Raw genomic sequence first — 20,809 nt, forward strand, 5'->3', positions numbered from 1 at the left:
TTCAGCAGAATATCTAAGAACTATTAGGAGGTATAGAACCAAATGTTGGTATCTTATAAATGGCTAAAGGAATATGTCGATCTTGATGGCGTTTCTGCAGCTGAATTGGCAGAAAAAATTACGAAAAGCGGTATTGAAGTAGAAGGGGTCGAAACTCTAAATGAAGGTATTCGGGGAGTTGTGGTTGGACACGTACTAAGCTGTGAACAACATCCGAATGCTGATAAGCTGAATAAGTGTCTTGTGGACACAGGCGAAGCTGATCCTGTCCAAATTATTTGCGGAGCCCCGAATGTAGCAGCGGGACAAAAAGTGGCGGTAGCGAAAACTGGAGCCGTCCTTCCGGGGAATTTCAAAATCAAGAAAGCCAAGCTTCGCGGAGAAGAGTCCAATGGGATGATTTGCTCTCTGCAAGAGCTTGGCATTGAGGGAAAGCTTGTCGCAAAGGAATTTTCTGAAGGCATATACGTTTTTCCAAATGCAGCCGAAGTTGGCACCGATGCTTTGGAATTGTTAAATCGTGATGATCAAATACTAGAGCTTGGTTTGACGCCAAATCGTGCTGATTGCCTTAGTATGCTTGGGGTAGCTTATGAAGTCGGAGCTATCTTAGGAAAAGAAGTAAAGCTCCCTGAAACTAATACGGCTCCAGAAAATGAGAAGGCTTCTGATTACATAAAGGTTTCGGTAGCAGCTAAAGAAGATAATCCTCTTTATGTAGCCAAAGTGATTAAAAACGTAAAAATCGGTCCTTCACCACAGTGGATGCAGTCTAGGCTGATGGGTGCCGGAATTCGTCCGCATAACAATATCGTAGATATTACCAATTATATTTTATTGGAATATGGGCAGCCGCTGCATGCGTTTGATTATGATCGTCTTGGTTCAAGGGAAATTCTAGTTCGCCGAGCGGCAGACGGAGAAGAAATTGTCACACTTGATGATACTAAAAGAATATTGTCGACAGACCACCTTGTAATCACTAATGGCACGGAGCCTGTTGCTCTTGCAGGTGTCATGGGAGGGGCAAACTCAGAAGTTAATAGTCAAACCGAAAATGTCCTGCTAGAATCAGCCTATTTTACTGGTCCTGCAATTAGGAAGGCATCGAAAGACCATGGACTGCGCAGTGAGGCTAGCACTCGTTATGAAAAAGGTGTAGATCCTGCCCGTGTTAGAGCAGCAGCAGAGCGTGCGGCTGAATTGATGGCTGCATACGCACAAGGAGAGGTTCTGGCCGGAAGTGTTGAAGCTGATTCACTGGAGATCACCCCTGTAATCGTATCGGTGACACTCGAAAAAGTGAATCGGGTATTAGGAACAGACCTGAGTGAAGAAGTGGTAGCTGATATTTTCAGCCGGTTAAAATTTGACGTGTTAACCGATAATGGCACTTTTACAGTTACGGTTCCTACGAGACGCGGTGATATTACAATTGAAGAAGACCTAATAGAGGAAGTCGCAAGATTATATGGCTATGATCTCCTTCCAAAGACTCTACCGATTGGCACGTCTACACAGGGAGGCCTGACAGACTATCAGAAAAAGCGCCGAACTGTTCGCCAATTCCTTGAAGGTGCAGGACTAATGCAAGCGATCACCTACTCGCTGACCAGCGCTGAGAAGGCTGCCCAGTATGCTCTCGATAAACGGGAACCAATTACACTGGCTATGCCGATGAGCGAGGAGCGCAGTGTACTTCGATTAAGCATCGTTCCTCAGTTGCTTGATGCATTGAAATATAATCAGGCTCGCCAAAATGACAATCTGGCTTTATATGAAACAGGCGCAGTTTTCTTAAAGACAGGCAGCAGCGAGCTTCCAGAAGAACGTGAACATCTTGCGGCAGCCATCACTGGTTTATGGGAAAACCATCCTTGGCAGGGGGCTAAAGAGCCGGTTGATTTTTATGTAGTAAAGGGAATTTTGGAAGGATTGTTTACCCAGCTTGGAATCGAAGAAATGGTTAGCTTTAAGCAGGGTGCTGTTGAAGGAATGCATCCGGGAAGAACAGCGTTATTGAGTATTGCCGGTAAGCAAGTCGGTTTTGTCGGTCAAGTTCATCCAACCGTCCAAAAATCGCTTGATTTAAAAGAAACATATGTTTTTGAATTATCATTAAAAGCAATTCTTTCAGTAGAAATTCCAGCTTTAAGATACAAAACGATTCCGCGTTATCCTTCAATCACAAGGGATATCGCGCTTGTTGTCGGTGCAGAAACACCTGCAGGTGATTTGCAGGATATTATCATTGAAGCTGGCGGGTCCCTGTTAACTGATGTTAATCTCTTTGATTTATATGAGGGTGAACATATGGAAGCCGGGAAAAAGTCACTCGCTTTTTCATTAAAGTACCTTAATCCCGAAAAGACGTTAACTGATGAAGATGTTATGAAGGCGCATGATAAAGTCCTTACGGCATTAAAAGAAAAAGCAAACGCAGTTTTAAGAGGGTAAAAGAACAAAGGCAGCCAAAAATTAACGGATTCTGTTTTGAAGTACAAAATATGAATTCGTATAGTATTTTCGCACTAGAGTTAAAAGATTGATAAGTAAATTAGCAAGAAAATGCTTGGAGACATATGCTCCAAGCATTTTTTTATATCCGTCTTATGGAAGATAAGCACCCCGGCAGTTCGATTGGATTCCATAATTTTTCAAGAATCGTAATAGGTACTAATTCAGCTATTTTTACAAGACTGGGTAATGAATAACAAAATTCTTTAAACAACTCAGCGATCGCCTTATGCCTGTCGCCCCTGTGCAGTCGGCTGCGCTTTTCTTGTCTAGCTGCGCCTCCTTGAAACTCGGCAAACTTCAATTCCTCCGGCGAAGCACAAACCGCTTCTTTGTCGGAATCTCCAGTTTGCTCGTTTCAGTGCAGTCGGCTTTGCTTTTCTTGTCTAGCTGCGCCTCCTTGAAACTCGGCAAACTTCAATTTCTCCGGCGAAGCACAAACCGCTTCTTTGTCGGAATCTCCAGTTTGCTCGTTTCAATGCAGTCGGCTTCGCTTTTCTTATACCCTGGCGATTTTCATTGCTTTTTGTGTATTGGCAAAATGAAGTTTTACAAATCCAGGAAGGCATTCGGGCCCTTTTTCAATAATCAGGCGTGCTGCTGCTTTATCTACTGCGGGGCCTGCACCTTTTGGAATCGTGAAACCAGCTGATGAGCTCAGCTTTTCAAAATGTCGGACAAAAGCGTATCGTGCGATCATTGAGGCTGCAGCTACAGCTGTATGGATTCCCTCGGCTTTTGTGCTGAAGAACACGCCTTCTCTCAAGATACTTTTTTGTCCCTTTAGATAATTGTAATAAATCTGTTCCTTTGCAAATTGGTCAATTAATATTGCCTCTGGCCTCACAGGATCAATTTTTTTCAAGACATGCTGGAGAGCCTGATTGTGTAAGAGAGCCTTTATCTTGCCTTGGGACATTCCTGATTTTTGAAGAGTGTTATACTTTTCGTTATGTAGTGACAAGAGGCTATGTGGCACAATGTCAATGATCTGCTTTGCAATGGCGATGATTTTATCATCCTTTAAGTTTTTAGAATCCTGTACACCGAGTTCCTTAAGAAGCTGAATATCTTCTTTTTTAACATAGGCAGCAACAACAGTGATGGGTCCAAAGTAATCACCTGTTCCTACCTCATCCGAACCAATGACAGATAAGGATCCGATGTTGGCAGGCAGGCTGGCTGCAGTTTCTGCCGGTACTTTGCTCTTAGCCTTTGGAGCGTTCGCAGTTCCAGCCCATTTAGCACTCTCCGTTTCACTGGAATTCCCCTGAAAGAGCACCTTTCCGGATTTGTAGGCAGTAATGGCACAAGCAGGAGTTTTCGCTGCAAACACACTACCAGGAGGGCTTGAAGGCTGCAAATAATTCTGATAGTAATCCTTCATCCTTGCAATTTCAGCAGGTGTTACTGTTATAACCGAGTTTCCCAATACAAAACACTCCCAATTTAAAAATTACTTGACAAAATACTCTGAAATGCAATCTAAACAGACACCCTTTGACTTTCCAGTGTAGTAGGTTCATGTTATAGTATAGAATAGGATTCGTACGAATGGAGGCGTGAAAGTGTCAGACTTACATAAAAATCGCACGACTGTGGATATATATGGACAGCAATATACCATAGTCGGTACAGAGAGCGCCAGCCATGTGCGGCTTATTGCCTCAATGGTTGATGATAAGATGCGTGAGATCAGCTCTAAGAATCCTGCTTTAGATATTAATAAACTGGCCGTATTGACAGCTGTGAATGCTGTCAATGACTATTTAAAAGCCAAAGACCGTGCTGAACGGCTTGAGGCCGAAATTAAAAGGTTAAAGGACTGAAAGTGTCATGCTAGATCTTGCTATTATCATTATACTAATTTTCGGCTTTTTTATAGGGCTGAAAAGAGGATTTATTCTCCAATTACTTCACCTTATGGGATTTATCCTAGCTTTTATCATCGCTCATATGTTTTATGCCGATTTGGCCCCGAAATTAACACTTTGGATCCCCTATCCCAATATAAACAGCGATACGTTCTTTGGTGGGGCGTTTAGCCAGGTAAATCTGGAAGCTGCTTATTATCGCGCCATCGCTTTTGCGGCGATTTTTTTTGCTGTAAAAATCGTCCTCCAAATCATTGCTTCCATGCTGGATTTTGTAGCCAGCCTGCCGATTTTAAAACAGCTGAATGTTTGGGCTGGCGGATTGCTTGGATTCGTTGAAGTATATCTTATCATCTTTATTTTACTATATATTGCTGCGCTGCTTCCAATGGATGTCGTTCAACTCCATTTGGATCGGTCGGTTTTAGCAGAAGCAATCGTTAAACACACACCTGTATTGTCGGAACAAGTCAAACAGCTGTGGATAGAATATATGGCAGCATAACTTCTCTTCCCGGAGAAGTTTTTCTTTTAAAAATACAGATATAGAATGTCTATATATCTTGTAATGAAAATAACTGCTGAAAATGAGTGGTTCTGGGACGAAAAGCTAATAATGAAAATGTATATAAGGCAGGTGCTTTGTAATGGAAATAAATAAAAAGGATGTTGTCCAGCTGTTAGAAACAATCGCCATTTATATGGAGCTAAAGGGAGAGAATCCTTTTAAGGTGGCTGCTTTCCGAAAAGCAGCAGGAGCTCTGGAATCTGATGACAGAAGTTTGTCTGCAATGGGTGATGTAACGAAAATTTCAGGAATTGGCAAAGGGACTGCGGCTGTTATAGAGGAATTTATGAACGAAGGGACGACAAGTGTCCTTAATGAATTAAAGGAACAAGTACCAGAAGGGCTTATCCCTCTTTTACAGCTACCAGGCTTAGGAGGCAAGAAGATTGCAAAGCTATATAAGGAATTACATATAGAGAATGCAGCCGATTTGGAGAAGGCTTGCAAGGAAGGTACAGTGGAGAAACTTGCTGGGTTCGGAAAAAAAACTCAGGAAAAGATCCTTGCCGCTCTTGAAAATGCAGGAACGCGCCCGGAACGGCTGCCTTTGGCATTTATGCTTACAGCTGCGGAAATGATTGAGTCCCAGCTTAGCAACATGGAAGGCATTGAAGTATTTTCTAGGGCAGGAAGTCTTCGGCGTATGAGGGAGACCATTAAAGACTTGGATTTTATTATTGCTTCGTCTGAACCTGATAGAGTTAAAGAACAGCTTGTCGGGCTGCCTGATATAAAAGAAATTATAGCAGCAGGGGATACTAAAGTTTCGATAACTCTAGCTCTCAGTTTTGAAGTAAATGTGGATTTCCGTATCGTGCAGCCTGATGAATTCGTGACAGCTCTTCATCATTTCACTGGATCTAAAGATCATAACGTAAAAATGAGACAGCTGGCCAAGGAAAATGGCGAAAAAATTAGTGAGTATGGAGTTGAAAATGCTGAAACCGGTGAGGTTCTTACTTTTTCAACAGAAGAAGAGTTTTATAATCACTTCGGCCTTCCGTTTATTCCGCCCGAACTGCGTGAAGATGGATCAGAGGTAGAAAAATACAAGTCTGATTTACAGCTTATTTCATTAAACGCAATAAAAGGTGACTTGCACATGCATACAGCTTGGAGTGATGGAGCCTATTCTGTTGAGGAAATGGCGAAGGCTTGCCAGGCAAAGGGATATAAATATATGGCAGTGACCGACCACTCACAATATCTGAAGGTGGCAAACGGACTAACTGCAGAACGACTTAGAAAACAAATGGAAGAAATCAAAACCATAAATGAAAAGTTTGACGATTTCACGATTTTGACAGGAATAGAAATGGACATTCTGCCTGATGCATCTCTAGATTTCGATGAAGAATTGCTTAAAGAGGTGGATGTAGTCATCGCTTCTATCCATTCCTCTTTTTCTCAGCCAAGAGAAAAAATTATGGAACGGCTAAAAGCTGCTTTGCGAAGTGCTCATGTTGATATCATTGCCCATCCGACCGGCAGATTAATTGGCCGCCGGGAAGGCTATGATGTCGATATTGAGATGCTGATTGAGCTGGCCAAAGAAACAAATACAGCATTAGAATTAAATGCAAATCCGCATAGGCTTGATCTCGCACACTATCATTTGCAGAAAGCACAGGCAGCCGGTGTAAAGATTGTAATTAATACGGATGCGCATAAAATCGATACCTTAAGCCATATGGAAATTGGTGTATCTGCTGCAATGAAAGGGTGGATTCGGGAGGAAACGGTTTTAAACACTTTAAGTACTGAAAAACTAAAGGACTTTTTGCATAATAGAGACCAGCAGGACCGTTAGTTAGAGAGGAGGAGACAGATGCAGGAAAGAGTATTAAAGATACTTGAATTTGATAAGGTTAAAAGTCAGCTGTTAGAGCATGTTTCCTCACCGCTTGGTAGAGAAAAGGGGGTAAACTTGCTGCCATCAGCTGATCTGGATGAAGTCATCCGCCTTCAAGAAGAAACTGATGAAGCAGTCAATGTTTTACGTATAAAAGGGAATGTGCCTTTGTCAGGCATTTACGATATTCGAGCACATTTGAAAAGGGCTGTGATCGGGGGAATGCTGAGTCCGCAGGAACTGGTTCAGGTTGCAAGTACCGTTCACGCAGGCAGGCAGATTAGAAAATTTATAGAAGACACCGCAGAGAATTTAGATATCCCGATTTTAGCTGGCTATGCAGATGGAATCACTGTCCTTGCCCATGTTGAAGAAACTATCAAGATGGCAGTTGACGAAGGCGGAGAAATTTTAGACAGTGCCAGTGATACACTTAGATCCCTTAGAAATCAGCTGCGGACACGTGAATCAAGGGTACGGGAAAAGCTTGAGAGTATGATACGGTCTTCGAGTGCACAAAAGATGTTATCAGATGCAATTGTAACGATCCGAAATGATCGCTTCGTAATACCCGTTAAACAGGAATACCGAGGCCATTATGGCGGGACAATCCATGACCAGAGCGCATCTGGCCAAACCTTGTTTATCGAACCGCAAGCGATTGTACAGCTGAATAACGAACTTCAAACTATCCGTGTCAAAGAGCAGAGTGAAATCGAGAGAATCTTAATTGAATTATCAGATCTTGTCGCAGAGAATGATGAGGCGTTAAAAGGCAACTCTGCCATTTTGGCAGAGCTGGATTTTATGTTCGCAAAAGCAAGGTATGGGAGCAGGATAAAGGGCTCAAAGCCTTCGGTTAATAACGAAGGAAGAATCTCGTTATTTAAAGCTCGGCATCCGCTAATCCCGATTGACGAAGTAGTCCCTAATGATGTTGTCCTCGGAAAGGATTATTCGACGATCGTCATTACTGGTCCCAACACAGGCGGTAAAACAGTCACGCTAAAAACAGTAGGTCTTTGCACATTAATGGCTCAGGCTGGTTTGCCTATTCCTGCCTTAGATGGATCTGAAATCGCTGTTTTTGGGGCAGTCTATGCGGATATCGGCGACGAGCAGTCAATTGAGCAAAGCTTAAGTACCTTCTCTTCCCACATGGTAAACATTGTAGATATTTTGGAAAAAGCTAGCTTTGACAGCCTCGTTTTGTTTGATGAGCTTGGTGCAGGAACAGACCCGCAAGAAGGCGCTGCACTTGGTATCTCTATTTTGGATGAAGTTTATCGCCGGGGCTCAAGAGTGATTGCGACAACCCATTATCCGGAATTAAAAGCATATGGCTATAATCGTGAAGGGGTTATTAATGCAAGCGTTGAGTTTGATATTGAAACATTAAGCCCAACCTATAAACTCTTAATCGGTGTCCCTGGCCGAAGCAATGCCTTTGAAATCTCGAAAAGACTAGGTTTAAACGAAAGAGTAATCGATATAGCAAGAACGTATATTGATGCCGAAAGCAATCAGGTAGAAAATATGATAGCCTCCCTGGAAACCAGCAAAAGGCAAGCTGAAACGGAGCTGGAAGAAGCTGACTCTTTGTTAAAAGATGCTCAAAAGCTTCATGAAGACCTTCAAAAACAAATGGCTGAATACTATCAGAAAAAAGACGAGTTAATGGCCAAGGCAAGAGAGAAGGCTTCTGAAGTAGTTGAAAAAGCCAAGGGAGAAGCGGAAGATATAATTCACGATTTACGGAAGATGCGGCTTGAAAATGGTGCAGCTGTTAAAGAACACGAACTAATTGAAGCGAAAAGACGTCTAACTGATGCAGCCCCGGAAAAGTCTGGAGACCAGAAACAGAAACAGCCAGCTTCGAAAAAGCACTCTTTTCGGGCAGGAGACGAAGTGAAAGTCCTGACGTTTGGACAAAAGGGCCAATTGTTAGAACGGGTAACAAATGAAGAGTGGCAAGTACAAATTGGTATCCTAAAAATGAAAGTAAATGAAAAGGATTTAGAGTATATCGATAGTCCAAAACAAAAAGAAACAAGGCCGATTGCTACCCTTAAGGGTAAGGATTATCATGTTGGCCTCGAGCTGGATTTGAGGGGCGAACGGTATGAAAATGCCCTAATGCGTGTTGAAAAGTATATAGATGATGCTCTTCTCGCCGGTTATCCACGCGTTTCAATCATTCATGGAAAAGGTACTGGCGCTTTAAGGCAGGGTGTACAAGAATATTTAAAGAATCACCGTTCGGTAAAACGCAGTCGCTTTGGAGAAGCGGGTGAAGGCGGAACCGGTGTAACAGTGGTGGAATTCAAATAGTTTTTGCAGGGAGAACGGTTATGGACCAATTTTGGGGAAATGAGTATGTGCTGACCGCAGCAAACTATAGCGTTGTTATTCTTTGTATCATCTTATTTTTAGCTGTATTTGAGCTTGTAACAAAATACAAAAACTGGGATGAAATCAAAAAGGGAAATGTGTCCGTAGCCATGGCCACGGGCGGGAAAATATTCGGCGTGTCCAATATATTCCGCCATTCAATTGAGGTCCATGACTCCCTATTCACAATGATTGGCTGGGGAGTTTACGGTTTTATTCTGTTGCTGATCGGGTATTTTATTTTTGAATTTATGACACCAAAATTCAACATCGATGAAGAAATAAAAAGAGACAACCGGGCAGTTGGATTTATTTCCATGGCGATTTCAATTGGTCTATCGTATGTTATAGGTGCCGGGATTTCATGAGGGGAGAATGGTCGTGGAAACATTAGCAAAAGTCCTGCTTGTTCTTTGCGCTGGATTTGTATTGTTGGGAGTATATTATCTTGTATTTTAACGTTTGGGCACTATCCGTATAGGGTGGTGCCTTTTTTGTGGCTTGGGAAGTAAGGCAAGTTATAGTAGGTTCAAGTTTTGGATAATTGGATATGTTGTTTAGGGCTTAATGATGTACAAGATCTACTAGCTAAAAGGAACACATAGGATCACTGGTGAGAGAAGCTGAGTTCTTTCTTTTTAGAATCATTCTCGTTATGAATATAACGATTTATTATGGAATAGGTACCTCTATTCATGGAATATATTGATTTGGTTGGGAATAAAAAGAGCAAGTCCATACAGCCGGCAATTTTTCGACATGATTTGAAGCCAAAAAGCAGATCCGAAGAGCATTTTATGCATCCTGTAAGGTTATTTTGGGCAAATAATTAAAATTCCTTTCTATTTGTCTAGCTCAACGCTCTACTGGTTACAAAGCCAAGCCCTTAAAGGTATAACGGCAAAGATGTTCGTGTTGTTTTGAACTTATCAATGTGGAAGAAGGCACTTAAACCTCTCTTCCTGTTCTGCTGTGCCTCGCTTTATGAGGGTTCGCCTTGAACTTTTTGGGGTTGAACAAGACGCTTCAGCATTTCTGTTTGTCAGAATTTGTTGAATATATTATAATGAAGCGAGTATAAAGAGTTTTCTAAATATTTAAAAAGGGGGTTTTGTAATGAAAGAACAGATAACAGATCAAAAACCATGGCTAAAGCAATACCCGGCAGAGATTCCAGCGGTACTGGATTATAAAGAACAATCAGTCCAGGAATATCTTGTGCAGGCTGCAGATGAGTTTCCTGAAAAGTCAGCTATTCATTTTATGGGCAAGGAAATGTCTTATAAACAGTTATATGAAAGCGCTAAGAAATTTGCTGGGTACCTTCAGTATCTTGGTATTGAAAAGGGAGACAGGGTGGCTATAATGCTGCCAAACATGCCTGCATCAGTCATTGGTTACTATGGCATTCTATTGGCTGGAGGGATTGTAGTCCAGACTAACCCGCTGTATATGGAGCGAGAACTTGAATACCAGATGAAAGACTCGGGAGCGAAGGCTATTATTACGCTTGATATTTTATTCCCGCGGGTATCTAAGGTAAAGGACCAAACAAGTCTTAAGCATGTAATTGTAACCGCCATCAAGGACTTTTTACCATTTCCGAAGAATTTGATTTATCCATTCATCCAAAAAAAGCAATATGGTATTATAGTCAATGTGAAACATGAGGGAACAAACCACTTATTTACCGAAATTCTAAAGCAGCCACAAAAGGAGCTTCAAACACATAGTGTGGATTTTGCTGAGGACCTTGCCTTATTGCAATATACTGGTGGAACAACTGGGTTTCCTAAAGGTGTTATGCTTACCCATAAAAATCTTGTATCCAATTCTGCTATGAGCGAGGCCTGGCTTTATAAATGTAAACGAGGAGAAGAGATTGTACTCGGTATTCTTCCATTCTTCCATGTTTATGGAATGACGACAGTACTCATTTCATCTATTATGCAGGGAAATAAAATGGTGCTGCTTCCCAAGTTTGATCCGGAAACAACATTAAAAACTATACAAAAACAACGTCCTACATTGTTTCCTGGAGCACCGACTATTTATATAGGCCTTTTAAATCATCCGGACATAAACAAATATGATTTGTCCTCAATTCATTCTTGCATCAGCGGTTCGGCGGCCTTGCCAGTTGAAGTACAGCAAAAATTTGAAAAGGTGACGGGCGGTAAGCTTGTTGAAGGATACGGACTGACAGAATCATCTCCAGTTACACATTCTAACTTCCTTTGGGATCGGGAAAGAGTTTCCGGAAGTATAGGGCTTCCTTGGCCGGATACAGATGCAGCTATATTTTCAACGGAAACTGGAGAACCAGTGCCGCAAGGTGAGATCGGTGAGCTTGCAGTTAAAGGTCCTCAAGTAATGAAGGGATATTGGAATAACCCGGAAGAAACAGAAAATGTATTACGTGATGGATGGCTATACACAGGTGACCTTGGCTATATGGACGAAAACGGATATTTTTACATTGTTGATCGTAAAAAGGATATGATTATAGCAGGGGGCTACAATATTTATCCTCGTGAAATTGAAGAGGTGTTATATGAGCATCCAGCCGTCCAAGAGGTTGTCGCAGCTGGTATTCCTGATCCATACCGCGGGGAAACAGTCAAAGCGTTTGTCGTTTTGAAAGAAGGAAAAACAGTAACCACCGAAGAATTAAATGAATATGCCCGTAAGCACCTGGCAGCTTATAAAGTCCCTAGAGAATACGAGTTTAGAAGTGAACTGCCAAAAACTGCAGTCGGAAAAATTCTAAGAAGAACCCTTGTGGACGAGGAAAAGAAAAAGCAACAGAACCTTGATGAGCAAAAAAGGGCTTAAAATTCAAGGGGGATAGATTGATCTGCTTTATCAGAATAGATAGACACGTCTGTAAATTGCCCGTTTAAATTCTTGACAGCGAACACTAAGTTTACTATTATAAAATTATGAATGATGATTCATTCATTTAAATTATTTTTTAGGCGGGTCTATCTTGCATTTCCGGCTTTAGCCTGTTTTTTCTTGCCTTGGGAGGAAAATGAATTGAAAAAGAACAAACCTAAATACAGGCAAATAATTGAAGCTGCTGTCATCGTGATTGCCGAAAACGGCTATCACCAGGCTCAAGTTTCGAAAATTGCTAAACAAGCCGGTGTAGCTGACGGCACTATTTATTTATACTTTAAGAACAAAGAAGACATTCTCATTTCTCTCTTTCAAGAAAAATTGGGTATTTTAGTCGAAAATATTGAACAAAACATTGCAGGAAAAGTCAGCGCTACAGAGAAGTTATTAGTGATGGTAGAGACACATTTTAAATTGCTCTCCCAGGACCGGCATATTGCAATCGTCACCCAGCTTGAATTGAGACAGTCCAATAAGGATCTTCGCTTAAAAATCAATGAAGTGTTAAAAGACTATTTGGTTGTTATCGAGAAAATCGTCATTGATGGAATGGAAAGCGGTGAATTCTCAAACACGCTGGATGTGCGGCTTGCCAGGCAAATGATATTTGGGACAGTTGATGAAACTGTTACCACCTGGGTGATGAACGACCATAAATATAGCTTGATCGCACAGGCAAAACCAGTCCATGGTCTTTTAGTTCATGGCTGTGGATATCATGTAACCTGAAGTGCTGGGATTAGCTATATGAAGGAGGGAGTAACAATGGAACACTTGAAGTGGTCAGCACGGGACAAGGTAGCAACAGTAACAATCACCCGTCCTCCGGCTAATGCTCTTTCCTCAGGACTTTTGAGGGAGATTTCAACAGTACTGGACGAAGTTGAGACAAATGATGAAATTCGCGTGGTACTGATTCACGGAGAAGGAAAATTCTTTTCCGCCGGGGCAGATATCAAAGAATTTACCACCATTACCACCGGTGAGGATTTCGCCAATTTGTCTTCTTTCGGACAAGATTTGTTCGAACGAATGGAGTCCTATCCAAAACCAATTATAGCGGCCATACATGGAGCTGCACTTGGTGGTGGTTTGGAGCTAGCGATGGCTTGCCACTTCAGGCTTGTGACTGAAAATGCTAAGCTGGGGCTGCCTGAATTGCAGCTAGGCTTAATTCCTGGGTTTGCAGGAACTCAGAGACTTCCACGCTATGTTGGAACTGCCAGGGCAGCTGAAATGATGCTGACCAGCGATCCGATCACAGGTCTTGAAGCGGTTCAATTTGGTTTGGCCAATCATGCTTTTCCTGAAGAGGAGCTGCTTGAAAGCGCTTATAAAATTGCAAATAAAATTGCAGCCAAAAGCCCTATCTCTGTGAAAGCAGCAATAGAGCTCCTAAGTTATACGAAGACAGAGCAATACTACAAAGGCGTAAAAAAAGAAGCAGACCTTTTTGGCAAAGTATTTCTTAGTGAAGACGGCCAAGAGGGAATCAAGGCTTTTATAGAAAAAAGAACTCCGGATTTTAAAGGGAGATAAATTTTTCTGCGCCGAATCATTCCAATCTTTCGTACTGATGTATTACTGTGCAGGCTGGTTCAACCAGGAGCAGGCTGCCGGCATCAGCAATTTTACTTAAAATTAGGAGGGGAAACAATGAACATCTTTGTACTTATGAAAAGAACTTTTGATACTGAAGAAAAAATCACTATTTCCAACGGGAAAATTAACGAAGACGGAGCTGAATTTATCATCAATCCATACGACGAGTATGCAATTGAGGAAGCTATTCAGGTTCGCGATGCTAACGGCGGTGAAGTGACAGTTGTTTCAGTAGGAAATGAAGAGACTGAAAAGCAGCTTCGCACTGCACTTGCAATGGGTGCTGACAAAGCTGTCTTAATTAACACTGAAGATGATATTGAGTATGGAGATCAGTACACAACAGCAAAAATACTAGCTGAGTACCTTAAAGACAAAGAAGCAGATTTAATTCTTGGAGGCAACGTAGCGATAGACGGAGGATCAGGTCAAGTGGGTCCACGTGTAGCTGAACTGCTTGGAATTACTTATATTACTACAATCACTAAGCTTGAAATTGATGGTAACACTGCTACAGTAACCAGAGATGTTGAAGGGGATTCTGAAGTAATTGAGACAAGCCTTCCACTATTGGTAACTGCTCAGCAAGGGCTAAACGAACCGCGTTATCCGTCACTTCCTGGTATCATGAAAGCGAAGAAGAAGCCGCTTGATGAACTAGAGCTTGACGACCTGGATCTCGAAGAAGATGATGTTGAAGCAAAAACCAAAACACTTGAAATTTACCTTCCTCCAAAGAAGGAAGCAGGCAAAGTGCTTGAAGGAGAAGTTGAAGATCAAGTTAAGGAACTAGTAAAATTGCTTCACTCTGAAGCAAAAGTAGTCTAATTCGATTGGTCAAGAATAATAACGCAGGAGGTAATACAAATGGCTAGAAAAGTATTGGTATTGGGCGAAGTACGGGACGGTTCATTGAGAAACGTATCCTTTGAAGCAGTTGCAGCAGCTAAAATCGTATCAGAGGGCGGAGAAGTTGTTGGAGTACTTATTGGCGACTCTGTAAGCTCTTTCGCACAAGAACTGATTCAGTACGGTGCAGACCGTGTTATAACAGTTGAAGACGAAAAGTTAAAACAATATACATCAGATGGATTTGCTCAGGCGTTTCTGGCTGTTACTGACCAGGAAAGCCCTGAGGGAATTATCTTTGGACATACAGCTCTCGGCAAGGACCTTTCTCCAAGATTAGCAAGCAAGCTAAACTCCGGATTAATCTCCGATGCTACAAGTCTAGAAGAAACTGGCGGAAACCTTGTTTTCACACGTCCGATCTTTTCAGGTAAAGCGTTTGAGAAGAAAGTTGTTACAGACGGATTAATCATAGCAACTGTTCGTCCAAATAACATTACAGCACTGGAGAAGGATGAGAGCCGTTCAGGTGACGTTTCTTCCGTGTCTGTTGAAATTAAAGACCTTCGGACAATTATCAAAGAGGTTGTACGCAAAGCAAGTGAGGGTGTAGACCTTTCAGAAGCAAAAGTAATTGTAGCAGGCGGCCGTGGTGTTAAGAGTGAAGACGGCTTTAATCCATTAAAAGAGCTTGCAGATGTTCTTGGTGGAGCTGTCGGTGCATCCCGCGGAGCATGTGATGCTGACTATTGCGATTATTCACTTCAAATCGGTCAAACTGGTAAGGTTGTAACTCCTGATCTTTATATCGCTTGCGGTATTTCAGGCGCGATTCAGCATCTTGCTGGTATGTCAAATTCAAAAGTAATCGTAGCTATTAACAAGGATCCAGAAGCTAACATCTTTAAGGTGGCTGATTATGGTATTGTGGGTGACCTATTCGAGGTTGTTCCAATGCTTACAGAAGAATTCAAAAAGCTTAAGGTCCATTCTTAAGATATTTTCAAAAAAGGCAGAGATAAAACTCTGCCTTTTTTACTAGATAAAAAAATATACATATAGACCATTGACTACTGTCTGGTACGGTGATGGTAAATAGATAATTTATACATCCTCGAAAAGGTACGAATAAATTCTTGGAATTCGGGTATATTAGCCACGAAACATATTATTAGCTTGAATGGAAAAACGGTGATATACTGGCGGTAGTATCGAGTTAATATTAGGAGGCATGAATATGGCTATTACAAATGCAACTGATCAAACATTCTCAAGTGAAACAGGTTCTGGCGTAGTTCTAGTGGACTTTTGGGCTCCATGGTGCGGACCTTGTAAGATGATCGCTCCTGTACTAGAAGAATTAGATTCTGAAATGGGCGATAAGGTTAAAATCGTTAAATTAGATGTCGATGAAAACCAAGAAACAGCCGGAAAATTTGGAGTTATGAGTATCCCTACTTTGCTTGTTCTGAAAGATGGAGAAGTAGTTGATAAAGTAGTTGGCTTCCAACCTAAAGAAGCACTTGCTGGTGTTATTGAAAAGCACGTCTAAAAATAGTTTTCCAGCTAAATCCCCCGCCTCCATTCTTGGAGACGGGGGATTTTTTCTTCCAAAGTAAGGGAAGTATATAATTTTGGACATTGACTACTGTCTGGGCTCCAGCGCCTAGCCCCTCGAGTCGCTTCGGTCCGGCTGATGAAGTCAAAGAACGACTTCACCTTCCGGCCCTCCAGCGCAGTCGGAGCTAAACAGTCGGCTTCACATTAAGGTTTGTCGGGGCTGTTCAAGGCGCTTGCGCTTTTCTTATTATCCTTTTATTGGAAACGCCATATAAGTGCATCATCAATTGCATCCGTAAATATGTACATATATTATATAGAGGATAGATTACCTATTAAGGACAGTACCTATAGGGGGTGAACTCTTTGAATGACACGATTAAAAATAAATTAACGCTGCTTCCGGCACAGCCTGGCTGTTATTTAATGAAAGACAGGCAGGGGACAATCATTTATGTAGGGAAAGCGAAAGTTTTAAAAAACAGGGTTCGCTCCTATTTTACCGGAAGCCATGATGGCAAGACCCTCAGATTGGTTAATGAAATAGTTGATTTTGAATATATTGTAACTTCTTCTGATATGGAAGCACTTATATTGGAAATGAACTTAATAAAAAAATATGACCCTAAATATAATGTAATGCTAAAGGATGACAAAAGTTATCCCTTCATTAAGCTGACAGCTGAACGCCATCCTCGATTAATTATTACACGAAGGGTTAAAAAGGACAGCGGTAAGTACTTCGGCCCTTACCCCAATGTTCAGGCAGCGAATGAGACGAAAAAACTGCTTGACCGAATATATCCATTAAGAAAATGTCAGACACTCCCAGATCGCGTTTGTTTATATTATCATATGGGACAATGTCTAGCTCCTTGCATTAAAGATGTAGATCAGGCAGAATACCGAAAGATAACTGAGGAAATTAGCCGATTTTTAAATGGAGGCTATAAAGAGATAAAAAAAGAACTCGCAGCCAAAATGCAAGAAGCGTCCGAGGAAATGGATTTTGAAAGAGCAATGGAGTTTCGGGACAGAATTGTTCATATAGAAGCAACAATGGAAAAACAAAAAATGTCGACAACTGATTTTACTGATCGGGATGTATTTGGCTTTGCGGTCGATAAAGGCTGGATGTGTGTTCAGGTGTTTTTTGTCAGGCAAGGAAAATTAATTGAACGTGAGGCATCAACCTTTCCAATATACGGAGAACCTGAAGAGGAAATATTAACATTCCTGGGTCAGTTTTATTCGCTGCCAAACCACTTTAAGCCCAAAGAAGTACTTGTTCCCGATTCAGTGGATGCTTTCATGGCTGAGGAGCTATTGGAGACGAAAGTGCTGAAGCCACAGCGCGGCCAAAAGAAAGATTTAGTTAAGCTTGCATCGAAAAATGCCAGTATCGCACTCACAGAAAAGTTCTCGTTAATTGAGCGTGATGAAGAGAGAACAGTAAAAGCAGTTGAGAATTTGGGAAACCATTTAGGAATTTATACACCCCATCGAATTGAGGCATTTGATAATTCAAATATTCAAGGCACAGATCCAGTTTCAGCCATGATTGTCTTTATTGATGGGAAACCAGAAAAAAGAGAATATCGTAAATATAAGATCAAATCAGTTATAGGCCCTGATGATTATGAATCTATGCGTGAAGTTGTAAGACGAAGATATTCGAGAGTACTGAAAGAAAACCTTCCAGTTCCCGATCTCATCATTATAGATGGGGGAAAAGGACATGTTGAAACGGTAAGGGATGTGCTGGAAAACGAGCTTGGACTGGATATACCTATTTCCGGTCTGGTAAAAGATGAAAAGCACAGAACCTCACAGCTGTTGTATGGAGAACCGCTATCTATTATCGCTTTACCGCGGAATAGCCAGGAATTCTACCTCCTGCAGCGTATACAAGATGAAGTACACCGGTTCGCCATTACCTTCCATCGGCAGCTGCGCGGGAAAAATGCGTTTCAATCAAAGTTAGATGAAGTTGATGGAATTGGGGAGAAACGCAGAAAAATGCTATTAAAGCATTTCGGCTCAGTAAAAAAAATTAGAGAAGCCAGTATTGAAGAACTAAAGGAAGCTGGATTGCCAGCGAATATAGCCAGTCTGCTGGCGGAAAAACTAAATGAATAGTTTGCCAGTAAGCTAAGAGCTATGATATAATATAGAAAATTTCATACTATCACTTTAGAGCGTTAAAGTGAAGATAGAGGTGCGGGATTCATAAGTAAAAACCTGGAGAAGAATGAGCTTCCATGAAGGGTTTTGAAAGGGAAGATCCGCCGAAGCAAAGAGTTATCTCATGATTTCTTTGCTGGTCCTGCGTTGAATAAATGTAGGATTGTCAAGACAATGCCGTCTTGGAGAGCTATCTCACTGTGCATGCGTACATTGATATATACGTAACACAGCAATGAGAGAATCTCTCATTGCTTTTTTGTGTTTTCAAGACTACCTGAACACTTACATATCAATGTAGGCAATAAAGATCATAGTGTGACCGGAAAGAGGGGAAATGATGGGTTTAATTGTACAAAAGTTTGGGGGTACCTCTGTAGGGGGAGCTGAAAAGATAGTAAATGTTGCAGAGCGGGCCATTGAAGAGAAAAACCAGGGAAATGACATTGTCATTGTAGTATCGGCAATGGGAAAAACAACAGATCAGCTTGTCAGTCTCGCTGCTGATATTACTTCTAATCCATCAAAACGGGAAATGGATATGCTGCTTACGACAGGAGAACAGGTTACGATTGCCCTGCTAACAATGGCTCTGCAGCAAAAAGGCTATGATGCAGTTTCTTTTACAGGCTGGCAGGCAGGCATACAGACCGAGCCGATCCACAGTAATGCAAGAATCAAGAATATATCCACAGAAAAAATAAAGAAGAATTTAGCTGATGGAAAAATCGTTGTAGTCGCTGGCTTCCAGGGCACTTCTGAGTCTGGTGAGATCACGACGTTAGGAAGAGGCGGCTCAGACACCACTGCTGTTGCCCTGGCAGCTGCCTTACAAGCTGACAAATGTGACATTTATACGGATGTAACAGGAGTTTTTACAACGGATCCACGCTATGTAAAAAAAGCTAGGAAACTTTTAAATGTTTCCTATGATGAAATGCTTGAGCTTGCCAATCTTGGCGCGGGGGTCCTGCATCCGAGAGCAGTTGAATTTGCCAAAAACTATCAGATGCCTCTTGAAGTTCGTTCTAGTACGGAAAGAGAAAGGGGTACGATCATCGAGGAGGAAATTAGCATGGAAGAAAACTTAATTGTACGCGGGGTGGCATTTGAAGATCAAATTACACGGGTTACCGTCGTTGGACTTCCAGGGTCATTAACTAGCCTGTCAACTATTTTTACAACACTGGCTCAAAATAGTATAAATGTAGATATTATTATTCAAAGTACAACCCAGGCGGAAAAAGCCAACATCTCTTTCTCCATTAAAAGTGAAGATCTCAAAGAGACACTCAACGTGTTGGAGGCTCATAAGCAGGATTTACAATACGATCGCATTGAATCAGAATCAGGTCTTGCCAAGGTGAGCATTGTTGGATCTGGAATGATATCAAACCCCGGTGTTGCTGCATCTATGTTTAAAGTTCTAGCTGATAATAAGGTAGAAGTTAAAATGGTCAGTACATCCGAAATAAAGGTATCGACTGTAATTGAAGACAGCCGTATGGTTGAAGCGGTTGAGGCTATCCATACTGCCTTTGATTTGGCTGGTACACCAGTAACTGCATAATATGATACAAAAGCATTCAAAGGGGAATCCCTTTGAATGCTTTAAGTTTAATTTTAAAAAATCATTAGACTAATCTGCAAAGGCTTAGCCCGAACATTATTTATCCCATTTAACAGTAATTAATACCTTGCCGGATTTTTTGGCTGGCTGCTCGAAAGCTTCGGCTGCCAGCTGCTTCTGTAGAACGAGCTGTTCAGCGAGGAAGCCTGCTTCTAATGTGAAGCTGGTTTCTTTGTTATTTTTTAACCGCTCTGTTATTAAACTGCTCGTTAACTCAAACACGATTTCTTTTCGAGTTTCTTCTTTCAAGGATAATGTTCCCCAATTGGCGTCAACGAAGAAACGACTTAGATCGTCAATGCTGGTCAATGGATATTTCCTGGCAAGACGCTTTCCAGCCCAGTACAGGATTTCTTTTGTGTCTTTGCCAAGCAGGTCTGGCAGCAGCACCTCCCTGATCAACTCATAACCAAAAGCAGCGATTTCAGCAGGTTCGTTAGTAGGCGTTTTATCAGAAGTTGTTAGTTTGCTCAAAGTGCTTCCCCTCTTTCTATGAGTCTATTATATACAAATTAATGGTTAATTTGCAGGGGGCTCGAGGCGAAATTTTACCTTGTTACCCCATAGTTGCCTTAAAACATAATGATTATGTTGGTGAATTATGGAGAGCAGGATATAAAATCCATTTGTCAGATAACAGATTGTGTAATCAGTTTTTAACAGCCATCACAATGGTTACATGAAAATTACCTTTATATTTATTACCCTTATTCTGAGAGATTAAATTTGAAATTGAACAAACTTATAAAATTATTCAAAAATCTTTTCGAATTGCTATGTCAATATATTCTTTCTCAGCCGTTTTTTATTAGGGAAATCGGGTGCGTTCATAATGTATTTTCATTAAAAATTTTATTTATATAAGTCATTTTTATGTATAC

At 41.4% G+C, this 20,809-nt stretch carries 16 protein-coding genes and 1 riboswitch; of the genes, 14 read left to right on the forward strand and 2 right to left on the reverse strand.

The annotated features are described in order from the left end of the window. Nucleotides 1-42 precede the first annotated feature (42 nt). Entirely contained in the window at nt 43-2,457 is a 2,415-nt protein-coding gene (gene pheT, locus HRJ06_RS04670; protein ID WP_174729664.1) for a phenylalanine--tRNA ligase subunit beta, read from the forward strand. 559 nt (nt 2,458-3,016) lie between these two features. On the opposite strand, the gene rnhC is transcribed toward pheT, so the two are convergent. Beyond that, nucleotides 3,017-3,949 (reverse strand): ribonuclease HIII, encoded by a 933-nt coding sequence (gene rnhC / locus HRJ06_RS04675; RefSeq protein ID WP_174729666.1) that lies wholly within the window; start codon nt 3,947-3,949, stop codon nt 3,017-3,019. Nucleotides 3,950-4,085: 136 nt separating this feature from the next. On the opposite strand from rnhC, the gene zapA reads away from it, so the two are divergent. The 13 genes from zapA to HRJ06_RS04740 all read left to right on the forward strand — a co-directional run bounded on the left by zapA (nt 4,086) and on the right by HRJ06_RS04740 (nt 19,868). Further along, a complete protein-coding gene (gene zapA / locus HRJ06_RS04680) occupies nt 4,086-4,346 on the forward strand; it encodes a cell division protein ZapA (RefSeq protein ID WP_174729669.1) in 261 nt (86 codons plus the stop codon). 7 nt (nt 4,347-4,353) lie between these two features. Continuing rightward, entirely contained in the window at nt 4,354-4,896 is a 543-nt protein-coding gene (locus tag HRJ06_RS04685) for a CvpA family protein (RefSeq protein WP_174729671.1), read from the forward strand. 142 nt (nt 4,897-5,038) lie between these two features. Further along, the gene (gene polX / locus HRJ06_RS04690; RefSeq protein WP_174729674.1) at nt 5,039-6,769 is read left to right on the forward strand and encodes a DNA polymerase/3'-5' exonuclease PolX; all 1,731 of its coding nucleotides are present in this window, start codon (nt 5,039-5,041) and stop codon (nt 6,767-6,769) included. Between the two features lie 18 nt (nt 6,770-6,787). Next, nucleotides 6,788-9,142: an endonuclease MutS2 gene (locus tag HRJ06_RS04695; RefSeq protein WP_174729676.1), complete on the forward strand. Its 2,355-nt coding sequence runs from the start codon at nt 6,788-6,790 to the stop codon at nt 9,140-9,142. 20 nt (nt 9,143-9,162) lie between these two features. Further along, entirely contained in the window at nt 9,163-9,570 is a 408-nt protein-coding gene (locus HRJ06_RS04700) for a DUF350 domain-containing protein (protein WP_174729679.1), read from the forward strand. A 748-nt stretch (nt 9,571-10,318) separates the two neighbouring features. Then, entirely contained in the window at nt 10,319-12,037 is a 1,719-nt protein-coding gene (locus tag HRJ06_RS04705) for a long-chain-fatty-acid--CoA ligase (protein ID WP_197969850.1), read from the forward strand. 204 nt (nt 12,038-12,241) lie between these two features. Continuing rightward, nucleotides 12,242-12,832, forward strand: coding sequence for a TetR/AcrR family transcriptional regulator (locus HRJ06_RS04710; RefSeq protein WP_174729682.1), 591 nt, complete (start codon nt 12,242-12,244; stop codon nt 12,830-12,832). 36 nt (nt 12,833-12,868) lie between these two features. Then, complete coding sequence (locus HRJ06_RS04715) at nt 12,869-13,642, forward strand: enoyl-CoA hydratase (protein WP_174729685.1); 774 nt, start codon at nt 12,869-12,871, stop codon at nt 13,640-13,642. A gap of 117 nt (nt 13,643-13,759) precedes the next feature. Then, the gene (locus tag HRJ06_RS04720; protein ID WP_174729687.1) at nt 13,760-14,533 is read left to right on the forward strand and encodes an electron transfer flavoprotein subunit beta/FixA family protein; all 774 of its coding nucleotides are present in this window, start codon (nt 13,760-13,762) and stop codon (nt 14,531-14,533) included. A 39-nt stretch (nt 14,534-14,572) separates the two neighbouring features. Beyond that, complete coding sequence (locus HRJ06_RS04725; protein WP_174729690.1) at nt 14,573-15,550, forward strand: electron transfer flavoprotein subunit alpha/FixB family protein; 978 nt, start codon at nt 14,573-14,575, stop codon at nt 15,548-15,550. A gap of 241 nt (nt 15,551-15,791) precedes the next feature. Next, nucleotides 15,792-16,106 carry a thioredoxin gene (gene trxA, locus HRJ06_RS04730; RefSeq protein ID WP_174729693.1) on the forward strand — a complete coding sequence of 105 codons (315 nt, stop codon included), beginning with the start codon at nt 15,792-15,794 and terminating at the stop codon, nt 16,104-16,106. A gap of 374 nt (nt 16,107-16,480) precedes the next feature. After that, on the forward strand, nt 16,481-18,253 hold the full coding sequence (uvrC, locus tag HRJ06_RS04735) for an excinuclease ABC subunit UvrC (RefSeq protein ID WP_174729696.1): 1,773 nt from the start codon (nt 16,481-16,483) through the stop codon (nt 18,251-18,253). Nucleotides 18,254-18,319: 66 nt separating this feature from the next. Continuing rightward, nucleotides 18,320-18,499: riboswitch (Lysine riboswitch) on the forward strand. Between the two features lie 139 nt (nt 18,500-18,638). Further along, entirely contained in the window at nt 18,639-19,868 is a 1,230-nt protein-coding gene (locus HRJ06_RS04740; RefSeq protein ID WP_174729699.1) for an aspartate kinase, read from the forward strand. Nucleotides 19,869-19,964: 96 nt separating this feature from the next. On the opposite strand, the gene HRJ06_RS04745 is transcribed toward HRJ06_RS04740, so the two are convergent. Beyond that, entirely contained in the window at nt 19,965-20,402 is a 438-nt protein-coding gene (locus tag HRJ06_RS04745; protein WP_174729702.1) for a YslB family protein, read from the reverse strand. Nucleotides 20,403-20,809: the final 407 nt, after the last annotated feature.

It is taken from the genome of Mesobacillus harenae (assembly GCF_013343715.1).
Lineage (GTDB): Bacteria > Bacillota > Bacilli > Bacillales > Cytobacillaceae > Mesobacillus_A > Mesobacillus_A harenae.

Excerpts from the sequence above, each read along its gene's own strand:
- pheT (WP_174729664.1), top strand. The coding sequence starts at position 43 with ATGTTGGTATCTTATAAATGGCTAAAGGAATATGTCGATCTTGATGGC.
- HRJ06_RS04685 (WP_174729671.1), top strand. The coding sequence starts at position 4,354 with ATGCTAGATCTTGCTATTATCATTATACTAATTTTCGGCTTTTTTATA.
- polX (WP_174729674.1), top strand. The coding sequence starts at position 5,039 with ATGGAAATAAATAAAAAGGATGTTGTCCAGCTGTTAGAAACAATCGCC.
- HRJ06_RS04695 (WP_174729676.1), top strand. The coding sequence starts at position 6,788 with ATGCAGGAAAGAGTATTAAAGATACTTGAATTTGATAAGGTTAAAAGT.
- HRJ06_RS04700 (WP_174729679.1), top strand. The coding sequence starts at position 9,163 with ATGGACCAATTTTGGGGAAATGAGTATGTGCTGACCGCAGCAAACTAT.
- HRJ06_RS04705 (WP_197969850.1), top strand. The coding sequence starts at position 10,319 with ATGAAAGAACAGATAACAGATCAAAAACCATGGCTAAAGCAATACCCG.
- HRJ06_RS04715 (WP_174729685.1), top strand. The coding sequence starts at position 12,869 with ATGGAACACTTGAAGTGGTCAGCACGGGACAAGGTAGCAACAGTAACA.
- HRJ06_RS04720 (WP_174729687.1), top strand. The coding sequence starts at position 13,760 with ATGAACATCTTTGTACTTATGAAAAGAACTTTTGATACTGAAGAAAAA.
- HRJ06_RS04725 (WP_174729690.1), top strand. The coding sequence starts at position 14,573 with ATGGCTAGAAAAGTATTGGTATTGGGCGAAGTACGGGACGGTTCATTG.
- trxA (WP_174729693.1), top strand. The coding sequence starts at position 15,792 with ATGGCTATTACAAATGCAACTGATCAAACATTCTCAAGTGAAACAGGT.
- HRJ06_RS04740 (WP_174729699.1), top strand. The coding sequence starts at position 18,639 with ATGGGTTTAATTGTACAAAAGTTTGGGGGTACCTCTGTAGGGGGAGCT.